Source organism: unidentified bacterial endosymbiont, from assembly GCF_918797525.1.
Taxonomy (GTDB): domain Bacteria; phylum Pseudomonadota; class Gammaproteobacteria; order Enterobacterales; family Enterobacteriaceae; genus Enterobacter.
Genome location: NZ_OU963893.1, coordinates 4,078,873 through 4,097,771 on the forward strand (window position 1 = coordinate 4,078,873; position 18,899 = coordinate 4,097,771).

Here is an 18,899-nt window from a genome sequence, read left to right on the forward strand (position 1 = left end):
AACATTGAGGTGCAAAGTGTTAAAAAAAGTTCTTTCCCTGCTGGCGCTGTTTGCGCTGCCTGCCGTGGCTAAGCCCGTTCTGACGGTCTACACCTACGACTCCTTCTCTGCCGACTGGGGCCCTGGCCCGGTGGTTAAACAAGCTTTTGAAGCCGACTGTGGCTGCGAGCTGAAGTTCGTGGCACTGGAAGACGGCGTTTCACTGCTTAACCGTCTGCGTATGGAAGGCAAAAACAGCAAAGCCGACGTGGTGCTCGGCCTGGATAACAACCTGCTGGAAGCCGCCACTCAAACCAAACTGTTTGCCAAAAGCGGCGTGGCGGCAGAGGCGGTTAACGTGCCGGGCGGCTGGACAAATGACATCTTTGTGCCGTTTGATTATGGCTATTTTGCTTTTGTTTACGACCAAAACAGGCTGAAAAATCCGCCGAAAAGCCTGAAAGAGCTGGTTGAAGGCGATCAGAAATGGCGTGTGATTTACCAGGATCCGCGCACCAGCACGCCGGGTCTTGGGTTGTTGCTGTGGATGCAGAAAGTGTATGGCGATAAAGCGCCCGAAGCGTGGCAGAAACTGGCCGCTAAAACCGTGACCGTCACCAAGGGCTGGAGTGAAGCATACGGTCTGTTCCTGAAAGGGGAAAGTGACCTCGTCCTGAGCTATACCACTTCTCCGGCTTACCACATTATCGCCGAAAAGAAAGACAACTATGCCGCGGCGAACTTCGCAGAAGGCCACTATCTGCAGGTCGAAGTGGCTGCACGCACCGCCGCCAGCAAACAGCCGGAACTGGCGGAGAAGTTCCTGAAATTTATGCTTTCACCCGCATTCCAGAATGCGATCCCGACCGGCAACTGGATGTATCCGGTCACCGACGTCGCGCTCCCGGCAGGCTTCGGGCAACTGACTAAACCACAAACCTCGCTGGAGTTTACGCCGCAGCAGGTTGCCGCGCAGCGTGCCGCCTGGATAAGTGAATGGCAACGCGCCGTCAGCCGCTGATCCCCGGCTGGTTAATTCCCGGTCTGCTCGCCGCCCTCCTGATGGTGGCGGTCAGCCTCGGCGCGTTCCTCGCGTTGTGGTTTAACGCGCCTGAAAGCGGCCTGCCCGCGCTCTGGCACGACAGCTATCTCTGGCACGTCATTCGGTTCTCCTTCTGGCAGGCGTTTCTTTCTGCCCTGCTGTCGGCGATCCCGGCCATTTTTCTGGCGCGAGCGCTTTACCGCAGGCGTTTTCCCGGCAGGCAGGCGCTGCTTCGCCTGTGCGCAATGACGCTGATCCTGCCGGTGCTGGTAGCCGTGTTTGGCATCCTGAGCGTGTATGGCCGTCAGGGCTGGCTGGCCTCTCTCTTTACGATTTTAGGACTGGAGTGGACCTTCTCCCCCTACGGGCTGAAGGGCATTCTGCTGGCGCACGTCTTTTTCAATATGCCGATGGCGACACGGCTCTTTCTGCAGGCGCTGGAGAACATTCCCGGCGAGCAGCGTCAGATTGCAGCGCAACTGGGCATGCGTGGGGGAGCCTTCTTCCGTTTTGTCGAGTGGCCATGGCTGCGTCGGCACATTCCCCCCGTGGCGGCCCTGATCTTTATGCTCTGTTTCGCCAGTTTTGCCACCGTGCTGTCGCTCGGCGGTGGCCCACAGGCGACGACCATCGAGCTGGCTATCTATCAGGCGCTAAGTTATGACTACGATCCGGGTCGCGCCGCGCTGCTGGCTCTGGTGCAAATGGTATGCTGTCTCGTGCTGGTGATACTCAGCCAGCGGCTGAGCAAAACCATTGCGCCGGGCAGCCATCAGATTAAAGGCTGGCGCGATCCGCAGGATAGCCTGCACAGCCGCATCTGCGATGTCATTCTTATTACGCTGGCGCTTATGATTCTGCTTCCGCCATTGATAGCAGTTATCGTTGATGGTCTGAACCACAACCTTGTATCCGTATTGCTGCAGCCCATACTTTGGCAAGCCACCTGGACTTCGCTACGGATTGCGCTGGCAGCCGGACTGCTCTGCGTTAGTCTGACCATGATGCTGCTGTGGAGCAGCCGGGAGCTTTACGCTCGTCAGGCCCGCAAAGCCGGGCAAGCGCTGGAACTTACGGGGATGCTGATTCTGGCAATGCCGGGGATTGTGCTGGCGACGGGATTCTTTTTACTGTTGAACAGCACCGTTGGCCTGCCGGAAAGTGCCGACGGCATTGTGATTTTCACCAATGCCCTGATGGCGATCCCTTACGCCCTGAAGGTACTGGAAAACCCGATGCGCGACGTCAACAGCCGCTACAGCCTGCTGTGCCAGTCGCTCGGCATGCGGGGCTGGCAGCGCTTAAAGATCGTCGAACTGCGTGCGCTGAAACGCCCGCTGGCTCAGGCGCTGGCCTTTGCCTGCGTGCTGTCGATCGGCGATTTTGGCGTCGTTGCGCTCTTTGGCAATGAAGATTTCCGCACGCTGCCGTTCTGGCTGTATCAGCAGATAGGCTCCTATCGCAGCCAGGATGGCGCAGTGACGGCATTGTTGCTGTTGCTGCTGTGCTTTGCATTATTTACCGTTATCGAGACACTCCCGGGGCGCGATGATAAAACTGATTGATGTAACCTGGCTGTACCAGCATCTGCCCATGCGCTTTACCCTCTCCGTGCGTCAGGGAGAGAGGATTGCGGTGCTTGGCCCCAGCGGGGCCGGAAAGAGTACCTTGCTTAATCTGATCACCGGTTTTTTGCAGCCGGCAAGCGGATCGATACAGATCGAAAATCGCGACCATGCCCACACGCCGCCCTCCAGGCGTCCGGTATCGATGCTGTTTCAGGAAAATAATCTGTTTACCCATCTGACCGTACGGCAAAACATCGGCCTGGGGATGGATCCTGGGTTAAAGCTGGACGATGCACAGCGGCAGAAGCTGGAGCTTATTGCCGGGCAGATGGGCATTACCGCCTTACTTGACCGCCTGCCAGGTGAGCTTTCCGGCGGGCAGCGGCAACGTGTGGCGCTGGCGCGCTGTCTGGTGCGAGAGCAGCCGGTACTGCTGCTTGATGAACCCTTCTCCGCACTCGACCCGGCACTGCGCCAGGAGATGCTCGCGCTGGTAAAGGATGTCTGCCAGCGTCAGCAACTGACGATGTTAATGGTATCGCACAGCATTGAAGATGCGGCACGCATCGCTCCGCGATCGGTGGTGATCGCAGAGGGACGCATTGTATGGGATGGTGAAACAGAAGCGTTGATCAACGGCAAAGCAAGCGCATCGCACCTGCTGGGCATCCATTAACGGCTGACCACCTTCAATAAAATCTCGCCGTAGACCGGCATCAGCGGGTGGCGGATAAGCGCCACCAGCGCCACTACCGCCACACCCAACGTCACCGGCGCCAGCCAAAACAGGCGAGCCCGGGGCAGATAGCGCGTCAGGCGATCGGCAGTCGCTTTTGCGCTGCGCCACAGCCGCCAGCAGAGCCACACCGCCAGCCACAACAGCACAGCGGTTCCCAGCAGCAGCCACTTAAACTCACCGCTGTGCATACCGTCAGGGATCTCTACGGTCGCGCCAGCGAGGATACCCGGCAGGAAGTAAAACGGCGGCCAGAAAACACAGCCGATAATGTTCGGGACCATGAATTTAGTAACAGGCAGGTCCAGCATCCCGGCGACCATCGGCACAAGCGGACGCGTTGGCCCGACAAAGCGGCCGACAAGGATAGTGAACATGCTGTGCTGATGCAGCGCGTGCTCGGTTTTATCCAGCAGCGCTTTGTTCTTTTTCATAAACGACCAGCGATGCAGCGGCTTTTTAAAGCGCCAGCCCAGCCAGAAGGAGACCCAGTCCCCGAGTAAACAGCCAACAATACCGGCCATCCACGCCTGCCAGAAACTGACCTCGCCGCTGCCAATCAACGCCCCAAGCCCCGCCATCATCACCGTGCCGGGCAGAATAAGTCCAACGAGCGCCAGTGACTCCAGAAACGCCACCAGCGCAACGGCGATGAGCGAATACATAACGGACTGGGTGATAAAATGTTCCAGCAATGCCTGCATACCTATTCCAGTCAAAAAACGAATCAGGGATTCTGCTTAGCGCCCTGCTCCGCGTCAAGGCAATATAGTTTACAGGGTGCTTCCAGGGTTCACCTGTTTGTTTCGCTATTTTTACGGTTTATTCACATCCCGCGCGAAATTCGCTGGGGCTTGCACCGGTGCATTTCTTAAACACGCGGGAAAAATAGAGCTGATCTTCAAAGCCCACGTTGCGCCCCACGGTGGCAATCGGCATTCGGGTGGTGCTGAGCAACAGCTTCGCCTGGCTGATACGCTGATCCTCGCGCCAGCTCAGTACGCTCACCCCAAGCTGCTGGCGGAACAGATGCGATAAACGCGACGGGGAAAGGCAGACATGCTGGGCGACGCTGGCAATATCAAACTGGCTGTCGGCCAGATGATCGCTGATATACTGACAGGCATCGCGCACGCGGTTATCCAGCGGTGGATTAAGCGACTCGTTAATCGCTTCCATCCTGCGCAACAGCACCTGTTCAAGCAGGTTAATCGCCAGCAGTTCAGCGTAGCGCCCTCCCGCTTGCCCCGCGTCAATAATCTGCGCAAACAGCTCGCGAAACTGCGCCAGATGAGCCTCGTCAGGACGATAAAAACCGGTGTGCGCGAAAATCGCTGGCCACGACAGCCACTCCTGCCAGTAGGCTCGCGGGCGGAAATAGACCCACTGGTGATACCACTCTTTCGCATCCGGATGACGCCCGTAGTGATGGACCTCCCCCGGCGGAAAGAGCAGCATATCGCCGGGTCGGCAGACGAACTGCTGATCACCGTTTTTTACGATCCCTTCGCCGCGTACGGTGAGATTCAAAATAAAGCCCTTCATCCCCAGCGGTCGGTCGACGTAAAAATCGAGGTACCCTTCCGACTCAATCGGGGTTAACCCTGCCACCAGATGGGCATTAAACGAGTAGCCAGGCAGTAAGGGATCGTTTTGCGTTTCGGCCATAGATTCAGTTCTCCCAAGGGTCCAGAAGGAAACCAATTGTCCATATCGATAAAAGCGGGTTAAACATGCCTCGTGAAATGCGCTAAAAACCATGACACCGCATTCATTTGCGCCAGGCTTCAGCCTTTCCCCCTATTTTGTCCGCCCCTGAGGGCAGATAAGCAGTAACAAAAGTGTCTATAAGTACGGCAGAAATGTCCACATAGAATATTTGCACGGCGTCACACTTTCCAACGTAACAGCAATTTAATCCATAAGATTAGCGGATCCTGCCTGACGATTTTTTTCCCCAGTCTCTAATGTTCTTTCATATCTGTTTTTTGATGGAGCAACACCATGGCAATTGCGATTGGTCTCGATTTTGGCAGCGACTCGGTTCGCGCTCTGGCAGTGGATTGTAAGACTGGCCAGGAGATAGCAACCAGCGTTGAGTGGTATCCGCGCTGGCAAGAGGGGCGCTACTGCGATGCGCCAAACAACCAGTTCCGCCACCATCCGCGTGACTACATTGAGTCGATGGAAGCGGCAATCAAAACCGTCCTCGCCGAGCTTTCTGACGCCCAGCGAGCAGAGATCGTCGGGATTGGCGTCGACAGCACCGGTTCAACGCCCGCCCCGGTGGATGCTGAAGGCCGCGTGCTGGCGCTGCGCCCCGAGTTTGCTGATAACCCGAACGCCATGTTCGTGTTGTGGAAAGATCATACCGCCGTCGAAGAAGCTGAAGCCATTACCCGTTTATGCCATCAGTCGGGTAAGACGGACTACTCACGCTATATTGGCGGTATTTACTCCAGCGAATGGTTCTGGGCCAAAATTTTGCACGTCACCCGTGCAGATGCCGCAGTCGCGCAGGTTGCCGCATCGTGGATTGAGCTGTGCGATTGGGTTCCGGCGCTGCTCTCGGGCACCACGCGTCCGCAGGATATCCGCCGCGGGCGCTGCAGCGCCGGACATAAGTCTTTATGGCATGAAAGCTGGGGCGGCCTGCCGCCAGCGGCATTCTTTGATGAACTCGATCCGATCATCAATAAGAACCTGAAATATCCGCTATTTACTGAGACTTTCACCGCAGATGTTCCGGTTGGCACGCTCTGCGACGTGTGGGCGAAGCGTCTGGGTCTGCCGCAGAATGTGGCGATTTCCGGCGGCGCATTTGACTGCCATATGGGCGCGGTCGGCGCGGGCGCACAGCCCAATACGCTGGTTAAAGTGATTGGGACGTCTACCTGCGACATTCTGACGGCAGATAAAGCCAGCGTGGGCGACCGCACGGTGAAAGGTATCTGCGGCCAGGTGGACGGCAGCGTCGTGCCAGACTTTATTGGCCTCGAAGCGGGCCAGTCCGCGTTTGGCGATATCTACGCCTGGTTTGGCCGCGTGCTGGGCTGGCCGCTGGATAGGCTGGCGGCTGCGCACCCTGAACTGAAAGCGCAAATTGCAGAGAGCAAAAAACAGCTTCTGCCTCAGCTCACTGAGGCCTGGGCAAAAAATCCGTCTCTCGACCACCTCCCGGTGGTGCTTGACTGGTTCAACGGCCGCCGCACGCCGTTTGCTAACCAGCGCCTGAAAGGGGTCATCACCGATCTCAACCTGGCAACTGATGCACCAGCACTCTTTGGCGGCCTGATTGCGGCAACCGCGTTTGGCGCCCGCGCCATTATGGAGTGCTTTACCGAACAGGGTATCGACGTCAACAACGTGATGGCGCTGGGCGGTATCGCCCGTAAAAACCCGGTGATCATGCAGGCCTGCTGCGACGTATTAAACCGTCCGCTGCAGATTGTGGCCTCGGATCAGTGCTGTGCGCTGGGGGCCGCGATTTTTGCCGCTGTCGCCGCTGGCGTACATAGCGATATCCCGACTGCGCAACAGCGCATGGCGAGTGCCGTAGAAAATACCCTTCAGCCGCGCGCTCAACAGGCGCAACGCTTTGAACAGCTTTATCAGCGCTACCTGCAATGGGCAAAAAGCGCTGAGCTTCACTATCTCCCTGTCGCTGCCCCGTCGAAACACTCCGCGGACACTACGGCAACCCTGACACATTAAGGATTTTACAATGACCATTTTTAATAATTATGAAGTGTGGTTTGTGATTGGCAGTCAGCATTTGTACGGACCGGAAGCGCTGCAACAGGTGACGAAACACGCGGAGCACGTGGTTAATGCCCTGAACGCTGAAGCCAAACTGCCGTGCAAGCTGGTGCTTAAACCACTGGGTACGACACCGGACGAAATCACACGCCTCTGCCGCGACGCCAACTATGACGATAAATGCGCCGGGATGGTGGTGTGGCTGCACACTTTCTCTCCGGCCAAAATGTGGATCAACGGCCTGGCTATCCTTAACAAACCGCTGCTGCAGTTCCACACCCAGTTTAACGCCTCCCTGCCGTGGGATAGCATTGATATGGACTTTATGAACCTGAACCAGACCGCGCACGGCGGCCGCGAGTTCGGTTTTATTGGCGCCCGTATGCGTCAACAGCACGGTGTGGTCACCGGCCACTGGCAGGATAATCATGCCCAGCAGCGCATCGGCGCCTGGATGCGTCAGGCGGTATCGAAACAAGATACCCGCCAACTAAAAGTGGTGCGTTTTGGCGATAACATGCGCGAAGTGGCAGTCACCGATGGTGATAAAGTGGCTGCACAGATCAAATTCGGCTTCTCCGTTAACAGCTGGGCCGTGGGCGACCTGGTACAGGTCGTCAATGACATCAGCGATGGCGACGTGAGCGCGCTGGTCGATGAGTACGAAAGCAGTTACCGCCTGACTGCTGCGGCACAAATTCACGGCGACAAACGCCAGAACGTGCTGGATGCCGCGCGCATTGAACTGGGCATCAAGCGTTTCCTCGAACAGGGCGGCTTCCACGCCTTTACCACCACTTTTGAAGATCTCCACGGGCTGAAACAACTGCCAGGCCTGGCGGTACAACGTCTGATGCAGCAAGGCTACGGCTTTGCGGGCGAAGGCGACTGGAAAACTGCCGCTCTGCTTCGCATCATGAAGGTGATGTCAACCGGTCTGCAGGGCGGCACCTCCTTTATGGAGGATTACACCTATCACTTCGAAAATGGCAACGATCTGGTGCTCGGCTCGCATATGCTGGAAGTGTGTCCTTCTATTGCGGTTGAAGAAAAGCCGATCCTCGATGTTCAGCACCTCGGTATTGGCGGCAAAGCCGATCCGGCACGTCTGATCTTCAACACCCGTACCGGCCCGGCCATTAACGCCAGCCTTATCGACCTTGGCGATCGTTTCCGCCTGCTGGTGAACTGTGTCGACGCGGTAGAAACGCCGCACGCTCTGCCAAAACTGCCCGTCGCCAACGCGCTGTGGAAAGCACAGCCAGACCTGCCGACCGCGTCAGAGGCCTGGATCGTCGCCGGTGGCGCGCACCACACGGTCTTCAGCCATGCGCTGGATCTGAACGATATGCGTCAGTTTGCCGAACTACATGACATCGAAATCACCGTGATTGATAACGATACCCGCCTGCCAGCCTTTAAAGACGCGCTGCGCTGGAACGAAGTGTATTACGGTTCAAAACGTTAATGTACGTAATGCCCGGTGGCGCTGCGCTCACCGGGCAGGGAGACAACAATGTTAGACGATCTTAAACGTCAGGTGCTCGACGCTAACCTGGCGCTGCCTAAACATAACCTCGTGACCCTGACCTGGGGCAACGTCAGCGCCGTCGACCGTGAAAAGGGGGTGTTTGTTATCAAGCCCTCCGGCGTGGATTACACGGTGATGACCGCAGAGGATATGGTGGTGGTCAGTATTGCCACGGGCGAAGTGGTGGAAGGAAAGAAAAAGCCCTCCTCCGATACGCCCACCCACCGCCTGCTTTATCAGTCATTTCCAACCCTCGGCGGCATTGTGCACACCCATTCCCGCCATGCGACTATATGGGCGCAGGCTGGGCAGTCCATTCCGGCCACCGGCACCACCCATGCGGACTACTTCTACGGCACCATTCCCTGCACCCGCCAGATGACCGAGGCAGAGATCAACGGTGAGTATGAGTGGGAAACCGGCAACGTGATCGTCGAAACCTTTGAAAAACAGGGGATCGATGCGGCGCAGATGCCCGGCGTGCTGGTGCATTCGCACGGGCCGTTTGCATGGGGCAAAAATGCCGAAGATGCGGTACATAACGCCATCGTGCTGGAAGAGGTCGCTTACATGGGGATTTTCTGCCGCCAGTTAGCCCCGCAGCTACCGGATATGCAGCAAACGCTGCTGGATAAGCACTACCTGCGCAAACATGGGGCGAAGGCCTATTACGGACAGTAAGCTGTATATATACCCAGCATAAAATCGTCAACCAGGCTATAATCAAGCCTGGTTGTGTTTTATGGGATAACGGCGTGGCGCAAGCGCATGAAGGTTTTTTACTGACCCGACACTGGCGGGATACGCCTCAGGGCACCGAGGTTGAGTTCTGGCTGGCGACGGATGGCGGCCCGTTGCACGTCACGCTGCCGCCGCAGGAGTCCGTGGCCTTTATTCCCGAAACGCATGTGGAGAAGGTAAAACAGTTGCTGCGCGGCGAAAATAACTGGCGCATCACCCCGCTTGAGCTAAAAGATTTCCATCGCCAGCCGGTTTACGGCCTTTACTGTCGCGCCCATCGTCAGCTAATGCGTTATGAGAAACTGCTGCGCGAGGCGGGCGTCACGCTCTACGAAGCCGATATCCGTCCGCCGGAACGCTTCCTGATGGAGCGCTTTATCACCGCCCCGGTCTGGGTCGACGGCACGCCGCAAGGCAATGGGTTGGTCAACGCCCGCCTGAAACCTAACCCGCACTATCGCCCGCCGCTCAAATGGGTGTCGTTAGATATCGAAACCACCCGGCACGGTGAGCTTTACTGCATTGGCCTCGAAGGCTGCGGACAACGGGTTGTCTATATGCTTGGGCCGCCAAATGGCGATGCATCTGCACTCGATTTTCATCTGGAGTACGTTAACAGCCGTCCACAGCTGCTGGAAAAACTGAATCAATGGTTTGCCGATCACGACCCCGACGTCGTGATCGGCTGGAACGTGGTGCAGTTCGACCTGCGCGTACTGCACAAACACGCCGAACGCTACCGCATTCCACTGATGCTGGGACGGGGTAACAGCGAGCTGGAATGGCGCGAGCACGGTTTCAAGAACGGCGTTTTCTTCGCGCAGGCCAATGGCCGCCTGATTATTGACGGCATCGAGGCGCTGAAATCGGCTTTCTGGAATTTCGCCTCTTTCGCCCTGGAAGCCGTAGCGCAGGCGCTGCTTGGCGAAGGCAAGTCCATCGACACCCCATGGGACAGGATGGACGAGATCGACAGGCGTTTTAACGAAGACAAACCGGCGCTCGCCACCTATAACCTGAAAGATTGCGAGCTGGTTACGCAGATCTTTCACAAAACCGAGATCATGCCCTTTCTGCTGGAACGCGCATCGGTTAACGGTCTTGCGGTCGACAGGCACGGTGGCTCGGTGGCAGCATTTAGCCATCTCTATATTCCCCGCATGCACCGGGCCGGATACGTTGCCCCCAACCTCGGAGACGTGCCGCCACAGGCAAGCCCCGGCGGGTATGTGATGGACTCACGCCCGGGGCTGTATGACTCGGTTCTGGTACTGGATTATAAAAGCTTGTATCCGTCGATTATCCGCACGTTTCTGATAGACCCCGTGGGCCTGGTAGAGGGTATGGCCCAGCCAGATGAACAACACAGTACGGAAGGTTTTCTTGGGGCACGTTTCTCGCGCGAGAAAAATTGTCTGCCAGAGATTGTGGGTAATATCTGGCACAGCCGCGATGAAGCCAAACGTCAGGGGAATAAGCCCCTCTCTCAGGCATTGAAAATCATCATGAATGCCTTTTATGGCGTGCTGGGCACCAGCGCCTGCCGTTTTTTTGATCCCCGACTGGCATCGTCGATTACCATGCGCGGGCATGAAATTATGCGCCAGACCAAAGCGCTGATTGAATCCCAGGGCTATGACGTCATTTACGGCGATACCGACTCCACGTTTGTGTGGCTGAAAGGGCCCCATTCTGAAGACGATGCCTCACGGATCGGTAAAGCGCTGATCGCTTTCGTCAACACCTGGTGGCAGGAAAATGTGCAAAAAGAGCGTTTAACCAGCGCCTTAGAACTTGAGTATGAAACCCATTTTTGCCGTTTTTTAATGCCGACCATTCGCGGTACCGATCAGGGCAGCAAAAAGCGTTACGCTGGGATGATTCAGGAAGGCGAAACGCAGCGGATGGTCTTTAAGGGGCTGGAGACGGTGCGTACCGACTGGACGCCGCTGGCGCAACAGTTCCAGCAAACGCTCTACCTGCGTATCTTTCGCAATGAGCCGTATCAGGATTACGTGCGCGAGACCATTGCCAGCCTGATGGCGGGTGAGCTGGATAACCAACTGGTCTACCGCAAGCGCCTGCGTCGCCCGCTAGCGGAATACCAGCGCAACGTCCCGCCACACGTGCGCGCCGCGCGTCTGGCGGATGAAGAAAACGTGCGTCGGGGACGTGCGCCACAGTACCAGAATCGCGGCAGTATCAAATATGTGTGGACCACCAGCGGCCCGGAACCTGTGGATTATCAACAGTCGCCTCTGGATTACGATCACTACCTGACACGCCAGCTTCAACCGGTCGCCGATGGAATTTTGCCCTTCATCGACGATGATTTTGCTACACTAGTGACAGGGCAGCTTGGCCTATTTTGACACGTGACGAAATCGCCGCCATCCAGTACCATAGCGCCCTTTCCATTCCCGGACCCATTTTTCGACGACCGTTTTACGACGGTGGTTGGACTATTGCCTGCAATTAAAGATTAGAGCCGAACAACTATGCCTTTTACACTTGGTCAACGCTGGATCAGCGATACAGAAAGCGAACTTGGATTGGGAACCGTGGTTGCAATCGATCCGCGCATGGTGACACTCCTCTTCCCTGCCACCGGTGAAAACCGCCTGTACGCTCGCAATGACTCCCCTGTTACCCGCGTGATGTTCAATCCGGGTGACACCGTGACCAGCCATGACGGCTGGCAGATGAAGGTTGAAGACGTAAAAGAAGAGAATGGACTGCTCGCCTATATTGGTACTCGCCTGGACACTGACGAGGCCAATGTTATCCTGCGTGAAGTGCTGCTCGACAGTAAGCTGGTCTTCAGTAAGCCGCAGGACCGCCTGTTTGCCGGGCAAATCGATCGTATGGACCGGTTTTCTCTGCGCTACCGTGCGCGTAAGTTCCAGAGTGAACAGTACCGTATGCCGTGGAGCGGCCTGCGTGGTCAACGCACCAGCCTAATCCCACACCAGCTCAATATCGCCCATGACGTGGGCCGTCGCCACGCGCCTCGCGTCCTGCTGGCCGACGAAGTCGGGTTGGGTAAAACCATCGAAGCGGGCATGATCCTGCATCAACAGCTGCTCTCTGGTGCCGCCGAGCGCGTGCTGATCGTGGTGCCGGAAACGTTACAGCACCAGTGGCTGGTTGAGATGCTGCGCCGCTTTAACTTGCGCTTCTCGCTGTTTGACGACGAGCGCTATGCTGAAGCGCAGCACGATGCCGATAATCCGTTTGAAACTGAACAACTGGTGATCTGCTCGCTGGACTTTGTTCGCCGCAGCAAGCAGCGCCTTGAACATCTGTGCGAAGCAGAATGGGATCTTATGGTCGTCGATGAAGCACACCACCTGGTCTGGAGCCAGGATGCGCCGAGCCGTGAATATATGGCTATCGAACAGCTTGCTGAGCACGTGCCTGGCGTTCTGCTGCTGACCGCCACGCCGGAGCAACTTGGACTAGAAAGCCACTTCGCCCGTCTGCGCCTGCTCGATCCCAATCGTTTCCATGATTTTGGGCTGTTTGTTGAAGAACAGAAAAACTACCGCCCGGTCGCCGATGCCGTCGCCCTGCTGCTGGCAGGTAAACGTCTTACCGATGCCGAACTCAATACCCTGAGCGATCTGATTGGCGAGCAGGATATCGAACCGCTGCTTCAGGCCGCCAACAGCGAAAGCGACGATGCAGAGTCTGCGCGTCAGGAGCTGGTCTCCATGTTGATGGATCGCCACGGTACCAGCCGCGTTCTGTTCCGTAACACCCGTAACGGCGTGAAAGGCTTCCCGAAACGTGAACTTCACACCATCAAACTGCCGCTGCCGACCCAATATCAAACGGCCATTAAAGTGTCCGGCATTATGGGCGCGCGGAAAACGGCAGAAGAGCGTGCCCGTGACATGCTCTACCCGGAACAGATTTACCAGGAATTTGAAGGTGATACCGGCACGTGGTGGAACTTCGACCCGCGCGTAGAATGGCTGATGGGCTATCTTACCGCGCATCGTTCCCAGAAAGTGCTGGTGATCTGCGCCAAAGCGGCGACAGCGTTGCAGCTGGAACAGGTTCTGCGCGAGCGCGAAGGCATTCGTGCCGCCGTGTTCCATGAAGGGATGTCGATTGTCGAACGTGACCGTGCCGCGGCCTGGTTCGGCGAAGAAGACAGCGGTGCGCAGGTTCTGCTGTGTTCAGAAATCGGTTCTGAAGGCCGTAACTTCCAGTTTGCCAGCAACCTGGTGATGTTCGATCTGCCGTTTAACCCGGATCTTCTGGAACAGCGAATCGGTCGTCTGGATCGTATCGGCCAGGCGCATGATATTCAGATCCACGTGCCTTATCTGGAAAAAACCGCCCAGTCCGTTCTGGTGCGCTGGTTCCACGAAGGTCTGGATGCGTTTGAACATACCTGCCCGACTGGCCGCACCATTTACGACGACGTTCACAATGACTTGATTGGCTATTTGGCCGCCCCCGAAACGACCGAAGGATTTGATGAGCTGATCAAATCCTGCCGGGAGAAGCACGACGCGCTGAAAACCCAGCTTGAACAGGGCCGCGACCGCCTGCTGGAGATCCACTCCAACGGTGGCGAAAAAGCGCAGGCGCTGGCTGAGAGCATTGAAGAGCAGGATGATGATACCAGCCTTATCAGCTTCTCCATGAACCTGTTCGACATCGTCGGTATTAACCAGGACGATCGCGGTGAGAACATGATCGTTCTGACCCCGTCCGACCACATGCTGGTACCGGACTTCCCGGGCCTGCCGGAAGACGGCTGTACCATCACCTTTGAACGTGACGTGGCGCTGTCGCGCGAAGATGCGCAATTTATTACCTGGGAACATCCTTTGATCCGCAACGGTCTGGACTTGATCCTCTCAGGCGACACTGGCAGCAGCACCATTTCACTGTTAAAGAACAAAGCGCTGCCGGTAGGGACGCTGCTGGTCGAACTGATCTACGTGGTGGAAGCTCAGGCCCCTAAACAGCTTCAGCTCACTCGCTTCCTGCCGCCAACGCCGGTGCGTCTGCTGCTGGACAAAAACGGCACGAACCTGGCCGCGCAGGTCGAGTTTGAGAGCTTCAATCGTCAGTTGAGCGCCGTGAACCGCCATACAGGCAGCAAGCTGGTTAACGCGGTACAACAAGATGTGCATGCTATTTTGCAACTAGGTGAAACCCAGGTCGATAAAGCGGCCCGTGCGCTGATTGATGCCGCGCGCAGCGAAGCGGATGAGAAACTCTCCGCCGAGCTTTCACGTCTGGAAGCGTTAAAAGCGGTGAACCCGAATATCCGTGACGATGAACTGGCCGCCATTGAAAGCAACCGTCTGCAGGTGCTGGAAAGCCTGGATCAGGCCGGCTGGCGTCTGGACGCCCTGCGTCTCATCGTTGTGACGCATCAGTAAACGGAGCGCAAGATGGTAATGGAGCCTTACAATCCCCCCATGGAACCCTGGCTGGCAGTGCTTTATCAGGATGAGCACATCATGGTGGTCAATAAGCCAGGCGGCTTGCTGTCCGTCCCCGGGCGTCTTGACGAGCACAAAGACAGCGTGATGACGCGTGTTCAGCGCGACTATCCGCAGGCCGAGTCTGTCCATCGCCTGGATATGGCAACCAGCGGGGTGATTGTGGTGGCGCTGAATAAAGAAGCGGAGCGCGAGCTTAAGCGTCAGTTTCGCGAGCGTGAACCGAAAAAGCAGTATGTGGCGCGCGTCTGGGGTCACCCTGCGCTGGCAGAGGGACGGGTGGATTTACCGCTGATTTGCGACTGGCCGAACAGACCGAAGCAGAAGGTGTGCTACGAAACCGGTAAGGCGGCGCAAACCGAGTATGAAGTGCTGGCGTACGCGCCGGATAATACCGCACGGGTGCTGCTTAAGCCCATTACCGGGCGCTCTCATCAACTGCGCGTGCATATGCTCGCAATGGGTCACCCGATACTGGGCGACCGTTTCTATGCCCCGCCAGAGGCGCTGGCGTTAGCGCCGCGTTTACTGTTGCATGCACGTTCGCTCACGATAACCCACCCGGTTTTTGGTAATGTAATGACCTTTAACGCCCCGGTGGATTTCTAAAAAAATGGCCCGACGGTGTCGGGCCATTCAATTATTTAAATCCTTTCTGCTCTTTAATCAGCTCATACGCTTTCTGTATTTCCTGCGCTTTTTGCTTCGCCATTTCCATCATTTCTGGCGGCAAACCTTTCGCGACCAGTTTATCCGGGTGATGCTCGCTCATCTGCTTGCGATAGGCACGCTTAATGGTGGCGGCATCGTCCGTTGGCTTCACACCCAGCACGTTACAAGCATCTTCCAGAGTCGGGCCACGCTGCGCCTGCTGCCAGCCGCCGCCAGCCGATTGCCGCTGATAGCCTCCGCCAAACTGCGCGCCCCCCTGCATCATGCGCAGGAACTGATCGAACTGTAGGCGGGAGATCCCTAACTCTTCAGCAATGACATAAAGAACATCGCGTTCGTTGGGATGAAGTGAACCATCGGCGAACGCCGCCTGAATTTGGATCTCCAGAAACATCCGAATTAAATCAAAACGTCCGAAGCAGATGCTGCGGAACTGGCGCATCTTTTCCCGCAGCGGATAGTTATCCGCTTTACCGATACGGAACGCATTTTGCGCCGCCACGCGGGAATCACCGTGCAGATTCATGCGATCCATGAACACGCTGGCAATCTGAATATCGGCTTGCGTCACCCGCCCTTTTGACTTGGTTAAGTGCCCCATCACCTCAAAGGTGGTGGAGAAAAAGAGTGACTGACGCTCGCGCTGGTTAGCAAACCAGGCCATTTTGCGGCTACGCGCCTTATCGAACATATGGCCAATAATAAGTCCCAGAACGATCCCCCAGAACCCGCCGCCCATGATGATGGCGAACGCAACGCCGATTAATTTACCCCAATACTGCATATACTCCCCGGATAGTCATGTTCCTGGTCGACGCAACGCCATAATCACAGTGTTCAAGCCACAGTCAATTGAAGGACATCGCCTATAATTTGCTTTATCATACCCGTCATTCGATAGCGAGCCTACCACTCTGGCGCGCAAACGGGCAGGATTAACGCTGGTACTGCGCTGATGAGTAAGATAGTCTCTGAGCGTTTGTAAGCCGTAGCCACTGATGACGGAACACTAAAATACAACGTATGAAAAAACGTATCCCCACCCTCCTGGCCACACTGATTGGTGCCGCTCTGTATAGTCAACAGGGGCTTGCAGCCGATCTCGCCTCGCAATGTATGCTTGGCGTCCCAAGCTTCGACCGACCCCTTGTTGAGGGCGATGCAAATAGCTTGCCGGTGACCATTACTGCCGATAGCTCAAAAGGCACTTATCCAGAAAACGCCACCTTCACAGGCAACGTTGATATCAGACAAGGCAACAGTCGCCTGCAGGCCGATGAAGTGCAATTGCATCAAAAACAGCCAGAAGGCGCGGCCGAGCCGGTGCGAACCGTTGATGCACTAGGTAATGTGCACTATGACGACAATCAGGTCATCCTGAAAGGTCCGAAAGCCTGGTCGAATCTGAATACTAAAGACACTAACGTCTGGGAAGGTGATTACCAGATGGTAGGTCGTCAGGGGCGTGGTGACGCAAAGCTGATGAAACAGCGTGGTGAAAACCGCTACACCATTCTTGAAAACGGGTCCTTCACTTCCTGTCTGCCGGGTTCAAACACCTGGAGCGTGGTCGGGAGTGAAGTGATTCATGACCGTGAAGAGCAGGTCGCGGAGATCTGGAACGCTCGTTTTAAACTCGGCCCGGTCCCTGTCTTCTACAGCCCTTATCTGCAGCTCCCGGTGGGCGATAAACGTCGTTCCGGCTTCCTGATCCCCAATGCCAAATACAGCACCACGAACTACTTTGAGTTCTACCTGCCGTATTACTGGAACATCGCGCCTAATATGGACGCGACCATCACGCCGCACTATATCCACAAGCGCGGCAACGTGATGTGGGAGAACGAATTCCGTTATCTGACCAAAGCCGGCGCAGGTCTGATGGAGCTTGATTACCTGCCATCAGATAAAGTCTTCCAGAACGATTACCCAACCGAAAGCGATAAACACCGCTGGCTGTTCTTCTGGCAGCATGCCGGGGTAATGGATCAGGTCTGGCGTTTTAACGTTGACTACACTAAGGTCAGCGATCCTTACTATTTCAACGATTTTGACTCCAAATACGGTTCCAGTAACGATGGTTACGCCACACAGAAATTCAGCGTGGGCTATGCTCTGCAGAACTTCAACGCCACGGTGTCAACCAAGCAATTCCAGGTGTTCAGCAGCCAGAACACCAGCACTTATGGTGCGCAGCCGCAGCTGGATGTTAACTGGTATCAAAATGATGTAGGTCCATTTGACACCCGGGTTTACGGCCAGGCAGTGCATTTTGTGAATACCAATTCAAATATGCCAGAAGCCACGCGTGTTCACCTCGAGCCGACCATCAACCTGCCGGTGTCAAATAACTGGGCCAGCCTGAACACCGAAGCCAAAGTGATGGCAACCCATTATCAGCAGAAGAATCTGGACTGGTATAACAACCGCTATAACGCCGATCTTGAAGAGTCGGTGAACCGCGTACTGCCGCAGTTCAAAATGGACGGTAAGCTGATCTTCGAACGTGATATGGGCCTGTTGGCGGATGGATATACCCAAACGCTTGAGCCACGTATGCAGTATCTGTACGTGCCTTTTCGTGACCAAAGCAAAATACAGAACTACGACTCCTCTTTCCTGCAGTCTGACTTCAGCGGCCTGTTCCGCGACCGTACCTATGGTGGTCTCGACCGTATTGCTTCCGCTAACCAGTTAACCACCGGTGTCACTACGCGCGTTTATGATGAATCCGCCGTTGAACGTTTTAACGTTTCTGTGGGTCAAATCTACTACTTCACCGAAGCGCGTACGGGTGATGACAACATCAACTGGGAGAAAGACAACAAAACCGGTTCGCTGGTTTGGGCGGGTGATACCTACTGGCGTATGACCGATCGCTGGGGTTTACGCGGCGGCCTGCAGTACGACACCCGTCTCGACAATATTGCAACGAGCAGCACAGCTATTGAATATCGTCGTGATGAAAACCGTATGCTGCAGTTGACGTACCGTTATGCCAGCCCGGAATACATTCAGGTTACGCTGCCAAACTATGCTAGCCGGGAACAGTATAAAGACGGGATTTCGCAGGTAGGTGGAGCGGCAAGTTGGCCAATCGCCGACCGCTGGTCAATCGTAGGCGCTTACTACTTTGATACCAATACCAGCAAGCCTGCTGACCAGATGGTAGGTCTGCAATATAACTCCTGCTGTTATGCGCTGCGCGTCGGTTATGAACGCAAACTTAACGGCTGGGATTCACAAAACAATCAGAGCAAATACGATAACGTGATTGGCTTTAATGTCGAGTTGCGCGGCCTGAGTTCTAACTACGGTCTGGGCACGCAGCAGATGCTGCGCTCGAACATTCTGCCGTACCGTAGTTCCTTGTAATGTGATTGATTTACAACGTAATCCGCTC

General features: G+C 56.0%; 13 protein-coding genes. 10 read left to right on the forward strand and 3 right to left on the reverse strand.

Features of this window, described 5'->3' with window-relative positions; translation table 11 throughout:
- The first annotated feature begins 16 nt into the window (after positions 1–16).
- Genes thiB through thiQ form a run of 3 tightly spaced genes read left to right on the forward strand, consistent with a single transcriptional unit; the run spans position 17 to position 3,265 of the window.
- The gene (gene thiB / locus NL510_RS19565) at positions 17–1,000 is read left to right on the forward strand and encodes a thiamine ABC transporter substrate binding subunit (protein ID WP_253379455.1); all 984 of its coding nucleotides are present in this window, start codon (positions 17–19) and stop codon (positions 998–1,000) included.
- Complete coding sequence (thiP, locus tag NL510_RS19570) at positions 976–2,586, forward strand: thiamine/thiamine pyrophosphate ABC transporter permease ThiP (protein WP_253379457.1); 1,611 nt, start codon at positions 976–978, stop codon at positions 2,584–2,586. Before thiB ends, thiP begins: the two co-directional genes overlap by 25 nt.
- Positions 2,570–3,265 (forward strand): thiamine ABC transporter ATP-binding protein ThiQ, encoded by a 696-nt coding sequence (thiQ, locus tag NL510_RS19575; RefSeq protein ID WP_253379459.1) that lies wholly within the window; start codon positions 2,570–2,572, stop codon positions 3,263–3,265. Before thiP ends, thiQ begins: the two co-directional genes overlap by 17 nt.
- Here thiQ and NL510_RS19580 read toward each other — a convergent pair.
- Positions 3,262–4,029 (reverse strand): DedA family protein, encoded by a 768-nt coding sequence (locus tag NL510_RS19580; protein ID WP_253379461.1) that lies wholly within the window; start codon positions 4,027–4,029, stop codon positions 3,262–3,264. The genes thiQ and NL510_RS19580 overlap by 4 nt on opposite strands.
- A 118-nt stretch (positions 4,030–4,147) precedes the next feature.
- A complete protein-coding gene (araC, locus tag NL510_RS19585; protein ID WP_253379462.1) occupies positions 4,148–4,993 on the reverse strand; it encodes an arabinose operon transcriptional regulator AraC in 846 nt (281 codons plus the stop codon).
- 336 nt (positions 4,994–5,329) lie between these two features.
- Between araC and araB the strand changes: the two genes are divergently transcribed.
- The 6 genes from araB to rluA all read left to right on the forward strand — a co-directional run bounded on the left by araB (position 5,330) and on the right by rluA (position 15,433).
- Positions 5,330–7,039 (forward strand): ribulokinase, encoded by a 1,710-nt coding sequence (araB, locus tag NL510_RS19590; RefSeq protein WP_253379463.1) that lies wholly within the window; start codon positions 5,330–5,332, stop codon positions 7,037–7,039.
- Positions 7,040–7,049: 10 nt separating this feature from the next.
- Positions 7,050–8,552, forward strand: coding sequence for an L-arabinose isomerase (gene araA, locus NL510_RS19595; RefSeq protein WP_253379464.1), 1,503 nt, complete (start codon positions 7,050–7,052; stop codon positions 8,550–8,552).
- Between the two features lie 48 nt (positions 8,553–8,600).
- Positions 8,601–9,296: an L-ribulose-5-phosphate 4-epimerase gene (araD, locus tag NL510_RS19600; RefSeq protein WP_253379467.1), complete on the forward strand. Its 696-nt coding sequence runs from the start codon at positions 8,601–8,603 to the stop codon at positions 9,294–9,296.
- A 74-nt stretch (positions 9,297–9,370) separates the two neighbouring features.
- On the forward strand, positions 9,371–11,728 hold the full coding sequence (gene polB, locus NL510_RS19605) for a DNA polymerase II (protein WP_253379469.1): 2,358 nt from the start codon (positions 9,371–9,373) through the stop codon (positions 11,726–11,728).
- 126 nt (positions 11,729–11,854) lie between these two features.
- Entirely contained in the window at positions 11,855–14,761 is a 2,907-nt protein-coding gene (rapA, locus tag NL510_RS19610) for an RNA polymerase-associated protein RapA (protein WP_253379471.1), read from the forward strand.
- Between the two features lie 12 nt (positions 14,762–14,773).
- Positions 14,774–15,433, forward strand: a complete 660-nt coding sequence (rluA, locus tag NL510_RS19615; protein WP_253379472.1) for a bifunctional tRNA pseudouridine(32) synthase/23S rRNA pseudouridine(746) synthase RluA — start codon at positions 14,774–14,776, stop codon at positions 15,431–15,433.
- 31 nt (positions 15,434–15,464) lie between these two features.
- Here the strand turns inward: rluA and djlA are convergent, their stop codons facing one another.
- On the reverse strand, positions 15,465–16,280 hold the full coding sequence (gene djlA, locus NL510_RS19620; RefSeq protein WP_253379474.1) for a co-chaperone DjlA: 816 nt from the start codon (positions 16,278–16,280) through the stop codon (positions 15,465–15,467).
- Positions 16,281–16,519: 239 nt separating this feature from the next.
- Here djlA and lptD point away from each other — a divergent pair, with 239 nt between their 5' ends.
- Complete coding sequence (gene lptD, locus NL510_RS19625) at positions 16,520–18,871, forward strand: LPS assembly protein LptD (RefSeq protein WP_253379476.1); 2,352 nt, start codon at positions 16,520–16,522, stop codon at positions 18,869–18,871.
- Positions 18,872–18,899: the final 28 nt, after the last annotated feature.